This is a genomic window from Pseudomonas siliginis (assembly GCF_019145195.1).
Lineage (GTDB): Bacteria > Pseudomonadota > Gammaproteobacteria > Pseudomonadales > Pseudomonadaceae > Aquipseudomonas > Aquipseudomonas siliginis.
The window spans coordinates 116,853-135,832 of sequence record NZ_JAHSTW010000009.1 but is presented as its reverse complement, the minus strand read 5'-3'; the positions used below and the strand labels follow the sequence as shown (position 1 = coordinate 135,832).

General features: G+C 60.2%; 14 protein-coding genes. 9 read left to right on the top strand and 5 right to left on the bottom strand.

What is annotated here, in order from left to right; translation table 11 throughout:
• Positions 1-52: 52 nt before the first annotated feature.
• The 4 genes from lon to KVG87_RS18590 all read left to right on the top strand — a co-directional run bounded on the left by lon (position 53) and on the right by KVG87_RS18590 (position 6,571).
• Positions 53-2,449, top strand: coding sequence for an endopeptidase La (gene lon / locus KVG87_RS18605; RefSeq protein WP_016775334.1), 2,397 nt, complete (start codon positions 53-55; stop codon positions 2,447-2,449).
• Between the two features lie 149 nt (positions 2,450-2,598).
• On the top strand, positions 2,599-2,871 hold the full coding sequence (locus tag KVG87_RS18600; RefSeq protein ID WP_016775333.1) for an HU family DNA-binding protein: 273 nt from the start codon (positions 2,599-2,601) through the stop codon (positions 2,869-2,871).
• A 227-nt stretch (positions 2,872-3,098) separates the two neighbouring features.
• Complete coding sequence (locus KVG87_RS18595; protein WP_110646902.1) at positions 3,099-4,970, top strand: SurA N-terminal domain-containing protein; 1,872 nt, start codon at positions 3,099-3,101, stop codon at positions 4,968-4,970.
• A 746-nt stretch (positions 4,971-5,716) separates the two neighbouring features.
• Positions 5,717-6,571 carry a DUF2242 domain-containing protein gene (locus KVG87_RS18590; protein WP_041477151.1) on the top strand — a complete coding sequence of 285 codons (855 nt, stop codon included), beginning with the start codon at positions 5,717-5,719 and terminating at the stop codon, positions 6,569-6,571.
• Positions 6,572-6,982: 411 nt separating this feature from the next.
• Here the strand turns inward: KVG87_RS18590 and KVG87_RS18585 are convergent, their stop codons facing one another.
• Positions 6,983-8,023 carry an AraC family transcriptional regulator gene (locus tag KVG87_RS18585; RefSeq protein ID WP_217851969.1) on the bottom strand — a complete coding sequence of 347 codons (1,041 nt, stop codon included), beginning with the start codon at positions 8,021-8,023 and terminating at the stop codon, positions 6,983-6,985.
• Between the two features lie 3 nt (positions 8,024-8,026).
• Positions 8,027-9,157, bottom strand: a complete 1,131-nt coding sequence (locus tag KVG87_RS18580) for a nitrilase-related carbon-nitrogen hydrolase (protein ID WP_217851967.1) — start codon at positions 9,155-9,157, stop codon at positions 8,027-8,029.
• Between the two features lie 208 nt (positions 9,158-9,365).
• Between KVG87_RS18580 and KVG87_RS18575 the strand changes: the two genes are divergently transcribed.
• From KVG87_RS18575 to KVG87_RS18565, 3 genes are all read left to right on the top strand, one after another.
• Positions 9,366-11,405 (top strand): NADPH-dependent 2,4-dienoyl-CoA reductase, encoded by a 2,040-nt coding sequence (locus tag KVG87_RS18575; protein ID WP_217851965.1) that lies wholly within the window; start codon positions 9,366-9,368, stop codon positions 11,403-11,405.
• 162 nt (positions 11,406-11,567) lie between these two features.
• Positions 11,568-12,491, top strand: coding sequence for a 1-aminocyclopropane-1-carboxylate deaminase/D-cysteine desulfhydrase (locus tag KVG87_RS18570; protein ID WP_217851963.1), 924 nt, complete (start codon positions 11,568-11,570; stop codon positions 12,489-12,491).
• 256 nt (positions 12,492-12,747) lie between these two features.
• Positions 12,748-13,260 carry a hypothetical protein gene (locus KVG87_RS18565; protein WP_217852170.1) on the top strand — a complete coding sequence of 171 codons (513 nt, stop codon included), beginning with the start codon at positions 12,748-12,750 and terminating at the stop codon, positions 13,258-13,260.
• 87 nt (positions 13,261-13,347) lie between these two features.
• Here the strand turns inward: KVG87_RS18565 and phnX are convergent, their stop codons facing one another.
• Entirely contained in the window at positions 13,348-14,175 is an 828-nt protein-coding gene (gene phnX / locus KVG87_RS18560) for a phosphonoacetaldehyde hydrolase (RefSeq protein ID WP_217851960.1), read from the bottom strand.
• A gap of 138 nt (positions 14,176-14,313) precedes the next feature.
• Entirely contained in the window at positions 14,314-15,423 is a 1,110-nt protein-coding gene (locus KVG87_RS18555) for a 2-aminoethylphosphonate--pyruvate transaminase (RefSeq protein WP_217851958.1), read from the bottom strand.
• A gap of 113 nt (positions 15,424-15,536) precedes the next feature.
• Here KVG87_RS18555 and KVG87_RS18550 point away from each other — a divergent pair, with 113 nt between their 5' ends.
• A complete protein-coding gene (locus tag KVG87_RS18550; protein WP_217851956.1) occupies positions 15,537-16,397 on the top strand; it encodes a LysR substrate-binding domain-containing protein in 861 nt (286 codons plus the stop codon).
• A 96-nt stretch (positions 16,398-16,493) separates the two neighbouring features.
• On the opposite strand, the gene KVG87_RS18545 is transcribed toward KVG87_RS18550, so the two are convergent.
• The gene (locus tag KVG87_RS18545) at positions 16,494-17,366 is read right to left on the bottom strand and encodes a LysR family transcriptional regulator (protein WP_122612111.1); all 873 of its coding nucleotides are present in this window, start codon (positions 17,364-17,366) and stop codon (positions 16,494-16,496) included.
• Positions 17,367-17,637: 271 nt separating this feature from the next.
• Between KVG87_RS18545 and KVG87_RS18540 the strand changes: the two genes are divergently transcribed.
• Positions 17,638-18,963, top strand: a complete 1,326-nt coding sequence (locus KVG87_RS18540) for an MFS transporter (protein ID WP_217851954.1) — start codon at positions 17,638-17,640, stop codon at positions 18,961-18,963.
• Positions 18,964-18,980: the final 17 nt, after the last annotated feature.

The following is an 18,980-nucleotide window of genomic DNA, read 5'->3' as shown; positions in this document are numbered from 1 at the left end:
CAAGCTTAATTCCATCTGATTACGGCCATACGGCCGCCGTAGAGGCGAAATCATGAAGACAACCATCGAATTGCCTCTCCTGCCATTGCGTGATGTCGTGGTTTATCCGCACATGGTTATCCCGCTGTTCGTGGGGCGCGAGAAATCCATCGAAGCCCTCGAGGCAGCGATGACGGGTGACAAGCAGATTCTGCTGCTGGCCCAGCGAAACCCGGCTGACGATGATCCCGGTGAAGACGCTCTCTATCGCGTAGGTACAATTGCCACGGTTCTGCAACTGCTGAAGCTGCCTGACGGCACCGTCAAGGTTCTGGTCGAAGGCGAGCAGCGTGGCACTGTCGAGCGCTTCAGCGAAGTCGATGGCCACTGCCGCGCCGAAGTGTCTCTGATCGAAGAAGTCGACGCCGCCGAGCGTGAGTCGGAAGTCTTCGTGCGCACACTGCTTTCGCAGTTCGAACAATACGTCCAGCTGGGCAAGAAGGTTCCGGCTGAAGTCCTGTCGTCGCTCAACAGCATCGATGAGCCCGGTCGTCTGGTCGACACCATGGCCGCGCACATGGCGCTGAAAATCGAGCAGAAGCAGGAAATCCTCGAGATCATCGATCTGTCGGCCCGTGTCGAGCACGTGCTGGCACTGCTGGATGCCGAAATCGACCTGCTTCAGGTTGAAAAACGCATTCGCGGTCGCGTCAAAAAGCAAATGGAGCGCAGCCAGCGCGAGTACTACCTGAATGAGCAGATGAAGGCCATTCAGAAAGAACTCGGCGACGGCGACGAAGGCCACAACGAAATCGAAGAGCTGAAAAAGCGCATCGATGCTGCTGGCCTGCCGAAAGACGCGCTAGCCAAGGCGACTGCCGAGCTGAACAAGCTCAAGCAGATGTCGCCGATGTCGGCTGAAGCCACCGTGGTGCGTTCCTACATCGACTGGCTGGTGCAGGTGCCGTGGAAGGCGCAGAGCAAAGTACGCCTCGACCTGGCCCGTGCAGAAGACATTCTCGACGCCGATCACTACGGCCTCGAAGAGGTCAAGGAGCGCATCCTTGAATACCTCGCCGTGCAGAAGCGCGTGAAGAAAATCCGTGGCCCGGTGTTGTGCCTGGTCGGTCCTCCAGGCGTGGGTAAAACCTCGCTGGCGGAATCGATTGCCCACGCCACCAATCGCAAATTCGTGCGTATGGCCTTGGGCGGCGTGCGTGACGAAGCGGAAATTCGTGGTCACCGCCGGACCTACATCGGTTCGATGCCGGGAAGATTGATTCAAAAGATGACAAAGGTGGGCGTACGCAACCCGCTGTTCCTGCTCGATGAAATCGACAAAATGGGCAGCGACATGCGTGGCGATCCGGCTTCGGCGTTGCTGGAAGTGCTTGATCCTGAGCAAAACCACAACTTCAACGATCACTATCTGGAAGTCGATTACGACCTGTCCGATGTGATGTTCCTGTGCACCTCGAACTCGATGAACATCCCGCCAGCGCTGCTGGACCGGATGGAAGTCATCCGTCTGCCGGGTTACACCGAAGACGAGAAGATCAACATCGCCGTGAAATACCTCTCGCCTAAACAGATCGCCGCCAATGGCCTGAAGAAGGGCGAGCTGGAGTTCGATGAGGAAGCGATCCGCGACATCATCCGTTATTACACCCGTGAAGCGGGCGTGCGGGGCCTTGAGCGACAGATCGCCAAGGTCTGCCGCAAGGCAGTCAAAGAGCATGCGCTGGAAAAACGTTTCTCGGTAAAAGTGACAGCTGATCTGCTCGAGCATTTCCTCGGCGTGCGCAAGTTCCGCTACGGCCTGGCCGAGCAGCAGGATCAGGTGGGGCAGGTGACTGGCCTGGCGTGGACTCAGGTTGGCGGTGAATTGCTGACCATCGAAGCCGCAGTGATTCCGGGTAAAGGTCAACTGATCAAGACCGGTTCGTTGGGTGATGTGATGGTCGAATCGATCACTGCCGCACAGACCGTGGTGCGCAGCCGGGCGAAAAGCCTGGGCATTCCGCTGGACTTCCACGAGAAGCGCGACACGCACATTCACATGCCGGAAGGTGCTACGCCGAAAGACGGCCCAAGTGCTGGCGTCGGTATGTGCACGGCGCTGGTCTCGGCTTTGACCGGTATTCCGGTGCGCGCCGATGTCGCCATGACCGGTGAGATCACTCTGCGTGGGCAAGTGCTGGCAATTGGCGGTTTGAAAGAAAAACTGCTGGCGGCACATCGTGGCGGAATCAAGATTGTGATTATTCCGGAAGAAAACGTCCGCGATCTGAAGGAGATTCCTGACAATATCAAGCAGGATCTGCAGATCAAGCCGGTTAAATGGATTGACGAGGTCCTGCAAATTGCGCTGCAATACGCGCCGGAGCCCTTGCCGGATGTGGCTCCGGAGATAGTTGCCAAGGACGAAAAACGCGAGTCTGATGCCAAGGAAAGAATTAGCACGCATTAATACGTTTTAGCCTGGGGGGCTTTCCTTGACAGCATTTTAGAGCCCTTGTTATAAAGCGGCTCTTAAGTGTCTGTAGGCCATTCAGCACTCGTTTTTGCTTTCACCAAAAAACTTAGAAACATCTCAAAATAGATATAAGGGGACTTAGAGTGAACAAGTCGGAACTGATTGATGCTATCGCTGCATCCGCTGATATCCCGAAAGCTGCTGCTGGCCGTGCGCTGGACGCTGTAATCGAATCCGTCACTGGCGCTCTGAAGGCTGGCGACTCCGTTGTTCTGGTTGGTTTCGGTACCTTCTCCGTGACTGACCGTCCGGCTCGTACCGGTCGCAACCCGCAAACTGGCAAGTCTCTGGAAATCCCGGCTGCCAAGAAGCCAGGTTTCAAAGCCGGTAAAGCGCTGAAAGAAGCTGTTAACTGAGTTTCCAGGTTTTTACCCATCCGGGTCGGGGTCAAGCCTGACTTGGCAGCGGAGCGGTAGAGCAGGTGGCTGAAAGAGCCACCTGTAACGCCGGGATCGAGGGTTCGAGCCCTGTCCGCTCCGCCAGTTACGAGAAGGCGCATCCTCGGATGCGCCTTTCTTCTATCCGGATTCTACCCACGCTCCACGGTTGCCTAAATTGAAGTTCAACCGTTTCTGGGGGACGCATGCTGCAGAATATCAGGGACAATTCACAAGGCTGGATTGCCAAGACCATTATCGGGGTCATCGTTGCACTGATGGCCCTGACCGGTTTCGATGCCATTTTCCAGGCCACGACTCACAAGAACGAGGCGGCCAAGGTCAACGGTGACGAAATCAGCCAGAACGAGCTGAGCCAGGCCGTTGATATGCAACGCCGTCAGCTGATGCAACAGCTGGGCAAGGACTTCGATGCTTCCTTGCTCGACGAAAAGATGCTGCGCGAATCGGCGCTCAAAGGCCTGATCGACCGCAAGTTGCTGCTGCAAGGCGCCGAACAGGCGAAGTTCTCGTTCTCCGAAGCCGCGCTGGATCAAGTGATCCTGCAAACGCCTGAATTCCAGGTCGACGGCAAGTTCAGCTCCGAGCGCTTCGACCAGGTGATCCGTCAGCTGGGCTACAGCCGCATGCAGTTCCGCCAGATGCTGGCTCAGGAAATGCTCATCGGCCAATTGCGCGCTGGCGTTGCCGGCAGCGGTTTCGTCACCGACGCCGAAGTGCTGGCATTCGCCCGTCTGGAAAAACAGACCCGTGATTTCGCCACTCTGAACGTCAAGGCCGACCCGGCTGCGGTCAAGCTGACCGATGACGAGGTCAAGGCTTACTACGACGAGCACGCCAAGGAATTCATGACACCGGATCAGGTGATCATCGATTACGTCGAGCTGAAGAAGTCGTCGTTCTTCGATCAGGTCGCGGTCAAGGATGAAGATCTTGAGGCGGCGTATCAGAAAGAGATCGCCAACCTGGCGGAACAGCGTCGTGCCGCGCACATCCTTATCGAAGTGAACGACAAGACCACCGAAGCGCAGGCCAAGGCGAAGATCGACGAAGTCCAGGCGCGTCTGGCCAAGGGCGAGAAGTTCGAAGCGCTGGCCAAGGAGTTCTCCCAGGACCCGGGTTCCGCCAACAATGGTGGTGATCTCGGTTACGCCGGTCCTGGCGTTTACGATCCGGCCTTCGAAAAGGCTCTGTACTCGCTGTCGAAAGACCAGGTGTCCGAGCCGATTCGTACCGACTTCGGTTATCACCTGATCAAGCTGTTGGGCGTGGAAGCGCCTGAAGTGCCGACCCTGGCCAGCCTGAAAGACAAGCTGACCCGCGAGCTGAAAGCCGCGCAGGTCGAGCAGCGTTTTGTTGAGGCGACCAAGCAACTGGAAGACTCGGCGTTCGAAGCCTCTGACCTGGCGCAGCCAGCAGCGGATCTGAAACTGACCGTGCACACTTCCAAGCCGTTCGGCCGTGAAGGTGGCGAAGGTGTTGCCGCCAACCGTGCCGTGGTCACTGCCGCGTTCAGCCCGGAAGTGATTGATGAAGGTGCCAACAGCACCGCCATCGAGCTGGATCCGGAAACCGTGATCGTGCTGCGTTCCAAGGAGCACCTGAAGCCTGCGCAACTGCCGCTGGAAAGTGTGAGCGCGGCGATCCGTACTCAACTGACCAAGGAGCACGCCAGTGCCGAGGCCAAGACCCGTGCCGAGAAGCTGATCGCTGATCTGCGCGACGGCAAGGCGCCGCTGGACAAGGCCATCGATGGCCAGAACTGGAAGATCACCGAAGCGGCCACCCGTGGTCAGGAAGGGGTTGATCCAGCTGTGCTGCAGGCACTGTTCCGTATGCCGAAGCCGGCTGCCAAGGACAAGCCGACGTTCTCCAGTGTTACGTTGCCGGATGGCAGTCTGATGGTTGTGCGACTCAACGGTGTTAACGAAGCTGCCGCGCCGACTGATGAAGAGAAGGCGCAATATCGTCGCTTCCTGGCTTCCCGTGAAGGGCAGCAGGACTTTGCGGCGTATCGCAAGCAGTTGGAAGCTGAGGCGGAGATCGAGCGGTTCTGATCTTTTGACTGACGTTTGAAGGAGCCCCGGCCTGGTTGGTCGGGGCTTTTTTGTTTTTGGTGGCTTGGCGGCCTTTGGGCCGGCCATGCTCTGGGTGGTTTGGGTGAATATCCGTTTCTTCGGGTGCGGCGGCTGGCGGTTTCGCCCTTACGGCGAGGCACTTTTTCCAGACGCCGAAAAAGTACCCAAAAAGGCTTGCTCCTACGTTCGGCCCTCGCAGGCTCGGGTTCCTTCGCTGCGGGATCGATCCGGGCGCAGCGGCTCCGGTTTGCTTCGCTGCACCTCCTTCCGCTGTGTCTGGCTGCGCCAGACGGTCGCTACGCTCCCACGCCCGGATCAATCCCTCCGCTCAGCCTTCCGACGTCGCCGGTGGATCAAAAGCAAGATCAAAAGCACTCGAGCTTGCGCTCATTGTGGAGTGGGGCGGCTTTGCCGCGGGCAGCTGCGCTGCTTTGCTTTTCTGTGGGAGCGGGCCTGCTCGCGAAAGCGGCCTGACAGCCGACCTGATTCTTGGATGTACACCGTCCCTTGGCGTTTAGAACACTTCGGGCGGCTAGGGTGTTATGGCCGTCGAGCCGACAAGCCACGGCGAAATTGCGCGCGTTGATCGATCATTTGTCCACGCGGCTTTTTCCCGGCGCTCATGACCGGTAAAGTTGTAACCGATTCTTGACACTATTCCATGCGCCATGGGGCGACGATCTGTTGCACAATACGCCCCGGACTGTTTTCCCTCAGGATGTTCAATGTTGATTTCCACTCCCATGCGTGTTGTCGGGCTGGCGCTTTTGTTGACTGCGGTGGCCGGTTGTTCGAAGGACAAGCCGATCTATGAGCATGAGAACTTCGATGATTCCGGCACCTTTTCGCGCAATTACCCGGTAACCGACACCGCCAGTTGCGAAGCGGCCCGGCGCGCGTTGCTCAGTCAGGGCTACATCATTACCAGCAGTGATCCCAAACTGGTCAGCGGGCACAAGAGCTTCCAGCAGACCGGCGAGACGCACCTCGAGATCAGCTTCAACGTGGTCTGCGCCGAAGATGGCAGCGCCGGGCATCATGCGACCGTGTTCGCCAACGCCTTGCAGGACCGTTATGCGCTGAAGAAGACCAACAACTCGGCCAGCCTCGGGGTTGGTGTGTTGGGCTCGGTGTCGATGCCGATCGGCTCCTCGGACGACTCGATGGTCAAGGTCGCCAGTGAGACGGTCATTGCGCAGAAGTTCTACGAGCGTTTCTTCACACTGGTGGAGCAGTTCTTGCCCGCCGATGCGAAGAAAGCTGCACACATCGAAGAAAAGCCGAAAGCCGATCTTGGTGTGCCAGAACCAAAAGCGGCACCTGCACCTGCGCCTCTGGCGCCGACACCTGCAGCAGAACCGGCCCCCGCGCCGGCTGCGGAACCAGCACCGGCCCCGGTTGAAGCCGCGCCAGTGAGTTCCGAGCCGGTGGTACCGCCAGCGGAGTCGACGCCGATTACGCCTGCGCCAGCGCCCGTGGAAGAGCCAGCGCCGGCCAGCGAAACCATCACCCCGCCGACCAACCCGGATATTCCGCCACCATCCGAGCCGATTCCGGCGATGCCTGCGTCGGGCCAATAAGAAACCAAGCGAAACCCTGTGGGAGCGAGCAGGCTCGCTCCCACAGTGGTTTTCGGGTTGGCTTAAAATCTGGTTACACACCTGCGGCATCATCGCCGCGATAAATCCCCAACCACCTGCTACGTTTTATTCATGAAGGCCGCGTTTCACTTTTCCTTCATACGGGCACTTTATGCTCGGGCCACAGGTCGATTGATCAGGCCATTTTCACAGCGAGCGGTTTGGGGGATTCATACGATGGATGAGTATCAGGAAGAACTGCTCGAATACCAGGCCTTTGAACTGGATCAACCAGAGCCGGCTGACGACGCGACGGAACTATAAGCTTCAAGCTTCAAGCTTCAAGCTTCAAGCTTTAAGCTTTGGGCTGTGCTTGGCTCTCGCTCTCGCTTGCAGCTTGCAGCTTGCACCTCACGCTCCTGAGCGATGACTGCGCCGGAACTCGCCGGGCGTCTGATTACTCCAGCGCTTGAATGCGCGTTGGAAGGCTTCAGCTGAGGCGAAGCCCAGCAGGTAGGCGATCTCGCCGAACGCCAGTTCGGTGTCGCGGATGTAGGTCATTGCCAGGTCGCGGCGTGTGTCATTGAGGATCGCGCGAAATTGCGTGCCTTCCTCAGTGAGCTTGCGCCGCAAGGTCCAGGTCGGCAGTTTCAGGCGTGCCGCGACTTCCTCGAGATCCGGCTCGCGGCCGCCGTTGAGCAGCGGGCCGAGCAACTGAGTGATTCGCTCGCGCAGGCTGCGGGTGCGGGTCAGTTGTTCCAGCTCCCGCTCGCACAATTGCAGCAGATGTCGCCAGGTGCTCGGGCAATGTTCAGGGTTGCGCAGGGCGAGACTGCTCAGGTTCAGGCGCAGTTGGTTGCGCTCGGCGCTGAACTGGATCGGGCAGTCACCGAGCATTGTGTAGGCTTCGCGGTAATCCGGCGCTTCGAATTCGATTTCGATTCGCTCGGCGCGCAACGTTTCGTCGCACAGGCTCGACAACTGATGCAGCCAGCCGGCGAGGATCGAGTCGACCACGAAGCGGTTATAGGCGTTGTACGGGCTGATCGAGTAGAAGCGCAACCAGGCACCGTTGGCGTCTTCGTGGAAACTGGACTGCCCGCGATAGTTCGAGCCGTAAAGCGGCTCGAAGCGCGTCAGGCAGCGGGCCGCTTCACGCACGGTGGGTGCTTGCGCCGCAGTGATGCCGGCCAGCCCAGCCTGATTCAAGCGGATCATTCGGCCCATGCGCAGGCCCAGAGCCGGGTCACCGGTGAGTTGAATCGCCGCATGGCCCAAGCGCATGTATCGGGGGATCGACAAGCGCGCCCCGGCCTCGGCCAGTCGCGCGGCATCAAGGCCATATTGTTCAAGCAGAGGCAGCGGATCGACGTCGTGGCTGCGCACGGCGTCGGCCAGACTATGGACGAAACCCACCGACAAATCCCCGAGGCGCATCGGCTGCGGCTTCATGGTTTACAGCCAGACGTTCAGCAAGCGCGCACCACGGGCCTCGCCATCGGCGAACTGCTGGCCGTTGCTGCTGAGGAAGCTTGTGCCGGTACTCGACTTGTCCCAGAACTGCCCACGCATGAACACACTGACGCCGGCAATCGCGCGGCTGCTCGGTGGTTGTGCGGTGAGGGTCAATCGGTGCCAGGCCTGACCTTCGCTGAGGTCGCCGGGCTTGAGGCTGACCGAGCCCGGCGTGCTCGAGCCCTTGTAGCCACGCCATGGCTTGTCCCAGGCGCCTTGGCCAATAACCTGCGCCGGCACGGCCACCAATTGCGCGCCTTGCTCATCGAGGGTGCGGTAGTTGGCGGGGTACCAGCTGTCACTGCCGATCAGGATGCCCAAGCGTCCGGCCGGTGTGTCGACGACCTGGATGGCGTGTTTGTCTTCGGCCTGAATCACACCTTGCTGATCGAAGATCGGATGCATCTGCCGCTGCGGCTGGCCCAACGGTACGCCGTCGCGACCAAACACCACGCTGCTGTTGAACAGGGCGCCGCTGCCGGGCCTGAGCCGGCCGTCGCGGATGCTTGGCTCCGGCAGCACGATGGAGCCGGCCACCAGGGTGACCTGGAACTCCTTGGCCAGACCGCCGAACAGCGCCTGGTAATCCTTGGCCATGGCCTTCGCTTTCATCCGCAGATAAGCATCGTCCAGCCGTTGCTCGCCCTTGGCCCGCAGCCACGCTCGGGCAAACAGCAGTGGATTGCTCGCCGCCAGCCAGTTCATTGCCTCCGCCAGCGTTGGCGCCTGATACAACTCGTCTTTCTCGCCGCTGATCATCAGCCAGGTGCCGACGTGCTCGGGCAACACCACCACGGTTTTTTCGTTGAGCAAGCCCTGATCGCGGGCCTGCTGCAGATACGCCGCGAGTTTGCGGTGCAGGCGTGCGGAGCTTTGGTAATCGGTGGGGAACAGTTCGGGCTGGATGCCGAGCAGATTGCCACGGTCGCCGGGCGTGCCCTGATTGACGGCGAGCTTGATGCGCAGGTCCGACAGGTAATGTCCCGCCGGCCGGTCTGCCGCCCACATGGCGTAGGTGGTCAGGGCGGCAACGAGGGCCATGGAGAAAAACAGATACAGAAGTTTGCGCATGAAAACCAACAACAGCCGGGTACAGGATGTGCCGACTAGGGTAGGGCCCATGGCCCGGGTTGCCAAGGGGCGCTGTGCATTTGGATCAATAACTTGTCAGTTACGGTCATTGAGTGACAGCGGTGCGACTCTTAGTCTGTCGAACATGACTGACGGGGGACGCAGAGCTCCCGCAACTTTTCCGTGATCGCTCGTTGTGGAGTTACCGATGACCGCCGCTCATTACCCGCATTTGCTGGCCCCGCTGGACCTGGGATTCACCACGCTGCGCAACCGCACCCTGATGGGCTCGATGCACACCGGCCTGGAAGAAAAGCCGGGCGGCTTCGAACGCATGGCGGCGTACTTCGCCGAACGTGCCCGTGGCGGTGTCGGCCTGATGGTCACCGGCGGCATCGGCCCGAATGACGAGGGCGGCGTGTATTCCGGCGCGGCCAAGCTCACAACTGAGGAAGAGGCGCTCAAGCACCGCATCGTCACCCGCGCGGTGCACGAGGCGGGCGGCAAGATCTGCATGCAGATTCTCCACGCCGGCCGCTATGCCTACAGCCCGAAACAGGTAGCACCGAGCGCGATTCAAGCGCCGATCAACCCGTTCAAGCCCAAAGAGCTGGACGAAGAGGGCATCGAAAAGCAGATCAGCGATTTCGTCACCTGCTCGGTATTGGCGCAAACCGCCGAATACGACGGCGTCGAGATCATGGGTTCGGAAGGTTACTTCATTAACCAGTTCCTCGCCGCGCACACCAACCACCGCACCGACCGCTGGGGTGGCAGCTACGAAAACCGCATGCGCCTGCCGGTAGAAATTGTCCGTCGTGTGCGCGAAGCGGTCGGGCCGAATTTCATTATCATCTTCCGCCTGTCGATGCTCGATCTGGTCGAAGGTGGCAGTACCTGGGACGAAATCGTCATGCTGGCCAAAGCCATCGAGCAGGCCGGTGCGACCATCATCAACACTGGTATCGGCTGGCACGAAGCGCGGATTCCGACCATCGCCACCAAGGTGCCGCGTGCAGCGTTCAGCAAGGTTACGGCCAAGTTGCGCGGCTCGGTGAGCATCCCGCTGATCACCACCAACCGCATCAATACCCCGGAAATTGCCGAGCAGATTCTTGCCGATGGCGATGCCGACATGGTCTCTATGGCCCGACCATTCCTCGCCGATCCGGACTTCGTCAACAAAGCCGCCGAAGGCCGCGCCGACGAAATCAACACCTGCATCGGCTGCAACCAGGCGTGCCTCGACCACACCTTTGGCGGCAAGCTCACCAGTTGCCTGGTCAACCCGCGTGCCTGCCACGAGACCGAACTCAATTACCTGCCGGTGCAGCAGATCAAGAAAATCGCCGTGGTCGGTGCCGGTCCTGCCGGCTTGTCTGCCGCCACCGTGGCCGCCGAGCGCGGTCATCAGGTGACGTTGTTCGATTCGGCCAGTGAGATCGGTGGCCAGTTCAACATTGCCAAGCGCGTACCGGGCAAGGAAGAGTTTTTCGAAACCCTGCGCTACTTCAACCGCAAACTGCAAACGACGAATGTCGAGGTGTGCCTGAACACCCGCGTCGACGTGGCCAAGTTGGTTGAAGGCGGCTACGACGAAATCATTCTCGCCACCGGTATCGCCCCGCGCGTGCCGGCGATTCCGGGCGTCGAGAATGCCAAGGTGCTGAGTTATCTGGACGTGATCCTCGAGCGCAAACCGGTCGGCAAGCGTGTCGCGGTAATCGGTGCTGGCGGGATCGGTTTCGATGTCTCGGAATTTCTCGTTCATCAAGGCGTAGCCACCAGTCTGGATCGCGCGGCGTTCTGGAAAGAGTGGGGCATCGACACGCAACTGGAGGCCCGTGGTGGTGTGGCGGGCATCAAAGCGGCACCGCATGCGCCGGCCCGTGAGGTGTTCCTGTTGCAGCGCAAGAAGACCAAGGTCGGCGACGGTCTGGGCAAAACCACCGGCTGGATTCATCGCACCGGTCTGAAGAACAAGCAGGTGCAGATGCTCAACAGCGTCGAATACCTGAGCATCGATGACCAAGGCTTGCACATTCGCATCGGCGAAAGCGGTGAGCCGCAACTGCTGGCGGTGGACAACATCGTGATCTGCGCGGGGCAGGATCCGTTGCGTGAGTTGCACGACGGTCTGGTTGAAGCCGGGCAGAACGTGCACTTGATCGGCGGCGCGGATGTCGCGGCGGAGCTGGACGCCAAGCGGGCGATCAATCAGGGTTCGCGGCTGGCGGCTGAGTTGTAAACACACCGCATCACCTGCGGGAGCGAGCCTGCTCGCGAAAGCGGAGCGTCAGCTACGAAGATTTCGCCTGACACGACGCCTTCACGAGCAGGTTCGCTTCCAAACAGCAGGTTTTTTGCGACTGCTGTTAAGATGCCGGCTCTGCAAACAGAGCCGGCATTTATGCTTTTGCCTCCCCCCGACTGGCTAGCCCAAGCCCCCCTCGAACCGCTCCGTCTAGACTGGCTGGCAGACGCCGGCATCGAGGTCGCGATCCTGCGCCTGGACCGCATCGACCCGCTGATCAGCGGCAACAAGTGGTTCAAACTCGTCGAACACCTCAAAGCCGCCGAGCGTGCCGGCGCCGAGGGCATCATCAGTCTCGGTGGTGCACATTCCAATCATCTGCACGCGCTGGCGGCGGCGGGCAAACGGCTGGGTTTCAAAACCGTGGGACTGCTGCGCGGGCACCCGCAGGACACGCCGACAGTGCGGGATCTGCAAGCGTTTGACATGCAGTTGCATTGGCTCGGTTACGCCGGCTATCGCGCGCGGCACGAAGCGGGATTCTGGACGCCATGGCAGGCGCAATATCCGACGCTGCATGCAGTGCCCGAGGGCGGTGGTGGCGTGGCCGGCGCACTGGGCTGCGCAGCGATCAGCCAGCAGGCCGAAAAGCAATTGGCCAAGCTGGGCTGGAATGATTTCGACGCCTGGTGGCTGGCCTGTGGCACCGGCACGACACTGGCCGGTCTGGCGCTCGCCGAGCAAGGCAAGCGCGTGGTGTACGGTGCTCTGGCGGTACCGGATGATCACGGCGTAGCGCCGAACATCGAGTCGATCCTCGCGCACGCCACCGAGCCTGCGGCGGACTATCAACTGGTCGACGCCAGCCGTGGTGGTTTCGCCAAAGTTGACGAGGCGTTGCTGACCTTCATCGATGAGACCGAGCAAGCCAGCGGCATCCCTTTTGAACCTCTGTACACCGGCAAGGCCTTGCTGGCGCTCAAGCAGCATGTCGAGTCAGGCGAATTCGCCATCGGCACGCGTCTGATCTTTACCCACACGGGGGGCTTGCAGGGGCGACGCGGATTTGCAATGACATAGCCGATGGACGCGATCAGTACATGCCAGCGTTTCGGCGTAATGATATTTGCAACACACAAAAGTCTTGTTTGTACGGTTTATTATTTCTGCTTATTTAAAGTTGTTGGTGTGCGTTGATCTGTGGGCGTAACTCTATGTTGCTTATATCTTGTAGGTTCTTTTGATTTGAATAGTTTGTTGTGCGTGATTATTGTTGGTTCGGCTCTTTAGTTTGTTATTAAAGATCATAATTATATTTGTAAATTTGAGTGTGAATATGAAAAGTCCGATCTCCAAGCCTCGCCCCACTACCACTACACCAAAGCCAGTGGCGCCAACCAAACCCGTAGCACCGACCAAACCAGTGGCGCCAACCAAACCGGTAGCCCCAACCAAACCAGTGGCGCCGACCGCACCAGTAGCGCCGGTCGATACCAAGCGTCCGCCAATGCCATGGCCGACCCTTAACATCAACATCGATCCGGTGGCCTTGATTACGCTGATTCAAACACTCGGTGCGACCGTCAATGTCGATGGTTCGACCACACTGCCTGACGGTAGCGTGGTTGACGTTGATAAGACTTCGATCAAGCGTCCCGACGGCATCATTCAATATGACGACGGCCGGGTAGAGTATCCGGATGGACGGATCGTATGGTCTGATAATACCGTTGAATATCCGGATGGCCGTATTGTCTGGGAAGATGGTACTGAACAATTGCCTGACGGAAGCGTTAAACATCCCGATGGTAGTGCGTACGACGCAGAGGGCAACCTTGTTTCAGAGTAAGTAATAACCGGGCAATATATTTATTCAAGACAGTGCAAAAAAAACACCGCTGATTGTCATGGATCAGCGGTGTTCCGGTTATCGGCCTCAGGCGTTTTGCGGCATCTCACCGTTGGCCAGACGCTTGTTGATGTCGGCGATCACTTCCGGCAGATCGCTGATGGTGTCGATCATGTAATGCGGCCGCGAACTTGCGAACAGCGCGTGGATGCGCTTGCGCTCGCTGGCCAGTTCATCGCTGCCCAGCGCGCGGAAACCCTCATAATTCAGACCCAGCGCGTTGCCCGAGCAAATCAGCGCAACCGTCCACATGCCGGCCCGGCGGCCTTCGAGAATGCCCGGCACGGTGTCGTCGATCTTCACGCACGCTGCAACATCGTCGATGCCCAGAGCGATCACGTTGGCCAACGCTTGCGCCGGCCATGGACGACCGTTTGGCACTTCGTCGGTGGCGACCACGTGGTCGGCGACGTAGCCGTTGCTGGCGGCGAGTTCGACGACTTTGTCCATCACCGCTTTCGGGTAGCCGGAGCAGGAACCGATCTTGATCCCTTGCGCGCGCAGTTGGGCGATGGCGTCCAGCGCGCCGGGAATCAGTGCCGAGTGCTCTGCGATTTTCTCGATCTGCAACGGCATGAAGCGGTTGTAGATAGCGGTGACGTCATCGTCGGTCGGCGTGCGACCGAATACCTTGCGATAACGCTCGGCCACTTGCGGCTGATCACAGAGGGTGCGGATGTGATCCCACTTGCCCATGCCCATCGGGCCACGGGCCTCTTCAATCGACACCTGCACATCGAACTCGGCGAAGGCTTCGACGAAGATCTGCGTCGGCGCGAACGAGCCGAAATCGACCACGGTACCGGCCCAGTCGAGGATCGCGGCTTGCAGCTTGCTTGGATTGGTGTAGTTCATGGCGATGAATTCCTGAGTTGTAATGCAGTTCAAATGTGGGAGCGAGCCTGCTCGCGAAAGCGGTCTGACAGCGCATGTGTCGCCTGGGACGACGCTTTCGCGAGCAGGCTCGCTCCCACAGGGGATTTTTGGTGGGGCTCAGATGTCGAGCACTTCCATCTCGCGCAGCACTTCACCCACTGCTGCCACGGCCTGGCGCATTTCGTCCGGGGTGACGTGGCCGATGCAGCCGACGCGGAAAGTTTCGACCTGGGTCAGCTTGCCGGGGTAGAGGATGTAACCCTTGGCCTTGACCCGCTCATAGAAGTCCTTGAACTGGTAGCGCGGATCCTGCGGGGCATGGAAAGTGGCGATGATCGGCGCCTGAATCGCCGCCGGCAGGAAGCTGCGCAAGCCGAGCTTGTTCATCTCTTCCATCAGCGCCTGACAGTTCGCCGCATACCGCGCATGCCGCGCCGGCAGACCGCCTTCTTCGCTGTATTGCAGTAATGCTTCGTGCAGCGCCGCGACCACATGCGTGGGCGGGGTGAAGCGCCATTGCCCGGTTTTCATCATGTAGGCGTGCTGGTCGTACAGGTCCATCGCCAGCGAGTGCGAGTTGCCAGCCGCGGCGGCCAGCGATTCCTTGCGGGCGAAGACAAAACCCATCCCCGGTACACCTTCTAGGCATTTGCCTGAGGCGGCGATCAGCGCGTCGAACGGCACTTTTTGCGCGTCCACCGGCAATGCGCCGAAAGAGCTCATGGCGTCGATGATCAGACGTTTGCCGTGTTGCGCGACGACCTCGGCGATTTCTGCCAGCGGATTGAGAATGCCGGTGCTGGTTTCGCAGTGGATCAGCGCCACGTGGGTGATGTCAGCGTCGGCGCGCAGCAAGCGGTCGACGTCGGCGGCGGTGGTCGGCTCGTCTTCGGCGGTTTCGAAGGTGCTGAACGAGCGGCCGAGCACTTCGCAGATCTTCGCCAGGCGCTTGCCGTAAGCGCCGTTGATCAGCACGAGGATTTTGCCATCACGCGGTACCAACGTGCCGATCGCCGCTTCGACGGCAAAGGTGCCGCTGCCCTGTAACGGTACGCAATGGTGGCTGGCGGCGCCGTTGAGGATGGCCAGCAATTGCTCGCACAGGCTGGCGGTCAGCTGGTTGAAGCGGTCATCCCACGAACCCCAGTCGACCATCATGGCCTGGCGGGTGCGGGCCGAAGTGGTCAACGGGCCGGGAGTGAGCAGAGTCGGTGCGGCGGTACTCATTCGTGTGTCCTCGCGAAAACGCTGTGGGATGAAGCTACGGGGCCTACGTTGCAATTCGCCGCTGCATCAATCAAATTGTTTGTTGTTATGCCAGCCATCAGTGAGGGTTATCCATGAATCTGTTTCAGCTGCGCGCCTTCGATGCCGTGGCCCGCGAAGGCAGCTTCACCCGCGCGGCTGCGCGGTTGTTCATCAGCCAGCCGGCGGTCACCGGACACATCAAGGCACTGGAAGAGCACTACCAGATCACCTTGCTGCGGCGCACCGCGCGACGGGTGGAACTGACCGAGGAGGGCACCAAACTGGCGGCGATCACCCGCGCCATGTTCGGCCTGGCCGAGGAAGCGCAGACGCTGCTCGAGGCCAATCGGCAATTGTTGACCGGGCGTCTGGAGGTGGCGGCGGATGGGCCGCACATGGTTATGCCGATGTTGGCAAGTTTGCGCGCGCGCTATCCAGGGATCACCGTCAACCTGCGTCTGGGCAATGCCCAGGAAACCCTGGCGGCACTGTTGTCGGAGCACGCCGATGTCGCGGTGCTGACCGAGGTCGAGCCGCGCAAGGGCCTGCATCTGCAAGCGCTGAGCGAATCGCGGATCTGCGCGTTGGTGCCGGAGGGGCATCGCTGGGCGAATCGCTCCGCTGACGTAAAACTCAAGGAGCTGGACCAAGTGATCATGGTTCTGCGCGAGCCGACTTCGATTACCCGGCGCACGTTTGATCAAGCGTGTGCACATGCGTCGATTCAGCCGCGGGTGTTGCTGGAGCTGGACAGTCGCGAGGCGGTGACCGAAGCGGTCGCGGCCGAGTTGGGTGTCGGTGTGGTGTCATCGGTGGAGGTCAGTCACGACCCGCGCGTGGTGGCGATCCCGATTGCCGGGGAAGGGCTGGTGAACCGGCACATGATTGGCTGCATGGAGCGCCGGCGCGAGTTGCGCTTGATTCAGGCGTTTTTTGATCTGGCGCCAGACTGAAAACCGAGGCGACTTTTTCGCGAGCAGGCTCGCTCCCACACTACAGAGCGCGGTCCCATGTGGGAGCGAGCCTGCTCGCGAAGGGGCCGATACTGTTTACACAAGACTCTCGCGAACCATATCGAGAAACGTCGCCACCACCCGCCGCGAACTCTGTTCGCGCAAGCACACCAGGGTTTCGGTCAGGCGCCTCGTGCAGTCGGTGATCGGCAACGCGCAGACCCGTGAGTCGGCGCCGAACTCCGCCGCTGAAACCACACCAACCCCGATCCCCACCACCACGGCTTCGCGCGCCGCTTCCCGACCTTCAACCTGAATCGCCGGGCGGATGCGCAAACCTGCGCGGGCCATTTCCTCTTCCAGGGTCTGCCGGGTCACCGAACCGATCTCACGCAGCACCAGTGGCGTGTCATCCAGATCGGCCAGACAGATCGATTCGCGCTCGGCCCACGGATGATTGCGCGAAACGAACGCCACCATCGGATCGTTGCGCAACGGCACACACAGCAAGCGTTCATCGGTTACGTCGCGGCCGAGCAGCGCCAGATCGGCCTGATAGTTGAACAGGCGAAACAGCGATTCATCGGTATTGCCGGTTTCGATTTTCACGCTGATCCCCGGGTAGCGCTCGCAGAACCGCGCGATCTGCGGCAACACGTGGATCGGCGCGTCCACCGCGAGAATCAGGCTGCCGGTCTGCAGGGCCTGGGATTCTTGCAGCAATTCCTGCGCTTCGGCTTCGATCACGAACAGGCGCTGGGTGATCGCCAGCAGGCGCTCGCCAAGGTCGGTCAGGCGTACGGAACGTTTATTGCGGTGAAACAGCAGCACGCCGAAGCGTTCTTCGAGTTTGCGTACTTGGTCGGAAATCGCTGGTTGCGTCAGATAAAGCCGCTCGGCGGCGCGGGTGAAGCTGCCATGGACGGCCACAGCGTGAAACGCTTTGAGTTGGGCGTGAGAGACAGACATGGTGGCTCCAGTAACAAGCTCGGCTTATTTGTGAAATACGATAAATCGATTTTATTTATTAAACAGTAATTGCTTTGATCGGCTCACGCCATCGCTGACTGCTCGGTCGAACAGCAGCGCTGGCCCATGAGCCTGTGCGTGCAACAGCAGACTCATCTGACCGCTATCGCCGAAGGGAAGGGGCGGTAACGCAGTGCTCAACAATAAAAAACACAGGCGTTTTTCTTAATCGATTCTGCCGGCACACTCACACCCTGAGGTCAGAACCACCATGAACAAGCACATCGGCACCCTGGCGCGTTGGCGCGTGCAGATCTTCGCTATTACCTGGCTCGCGTACGCCGCGTTCTACTTCACCCGCAAAGCGTTTTCGGTGGCCAAACTGGGCATCGCCGAAGACCCTGATTTCACCCTCGACAAAATGGCCATGGCCAACCTCGACGCGATCTACCTGGCGGCGTATGCCCTCGGACAGTTCACCTGGGGCATGCTCGCCGATCGCTTTGGTCCGCGAGTGGTGGTGCTTGGCGGTTTGCTGATATCCGCCGCTGCGGCGCTGGTGATGGGCAGTTTCGCTACATTGCCGATCTTCGCCACGTGCATGTTGATTCAAGGTTTGGCGCAGTCCACTGGCTGGTCCGGGCTGTGTAAAAACCTTGGCAGCTTCTTCCCGTCTGAGCAGCGCGGGCGGGTGCTCGGCTTGTGGAGTTCCTGTTACGCGTTTGGTGGTCTGGTCGCCTCGCCGTTCGCCGGCTGGTGGGCCTACACGCTAGTCGGCACCTGGCACGCGGCATTCATCTCCAGCGCGGCGGTGGTCGCGGTGGTGGCCGTGCTGTTCTTTGTCTTCCAGCGCAACAAACCGGAAGACGTCGGCTTGCCGGCGGTGGAGCCCGAGCCGGAACTGACCGCCGAAGAAACCGCAGCCAACAGCAAAATCAGCATGTGGGAGCCGTTGAAGGAAATCCTGCGCAACCGCACGGTGCTGGTGCTGGGCCTGGCGTATTTCCTATTGAAACCGGCGCGCTACGCGATTCTGTTGTGGGGGCCAGTGATTGTTTTCGAGCAGATGCCCAGTGTCGGCAAGGTCGGCGCGGCGATCATTCCCACCGCGTTTGAACTGGCCGGATTGCTCGGGCCGATCATGATCGGCCTGGCCTCGGACAAACTCTTCGGCGCTCGACGCATGCCGGCCTGCGTGCTGAGTCTGCTGGCGCTGACCGTGACGCTGGCGTTGTTCATGGCTGCGCTGAACACCGGCAGCGTGTTGTTGGTCGTCGCGTTGCTGTTCGTCATGGGCCTGACGTTGTATGGCCCGGACTCGATGATCAGCGGTGCGGCCGCCATCGATTTCGGCAAGGCCAAGGCCGGCGCCACCGCCGCCGGTTTCGTCAACGGCTGCGGCTCCGTTGGCGCGGTGCTCGGCGGTTTGCTGCCGGGCTACTTCGACTCGGTGACGGTGTTTATCGTCTTCGCCGGATGCGCGCTGTTCTCGGCGCTGGTGCTGATTCCGCACTGGAACAGTCGGCCGGTCGGCGTGATGGAGCCGCGCGCGGCGATCCCCAACTGCCCGCTGAGCGTCAAACCGCTGCGTTCCTGAAACCCTTCGCCCCGTGG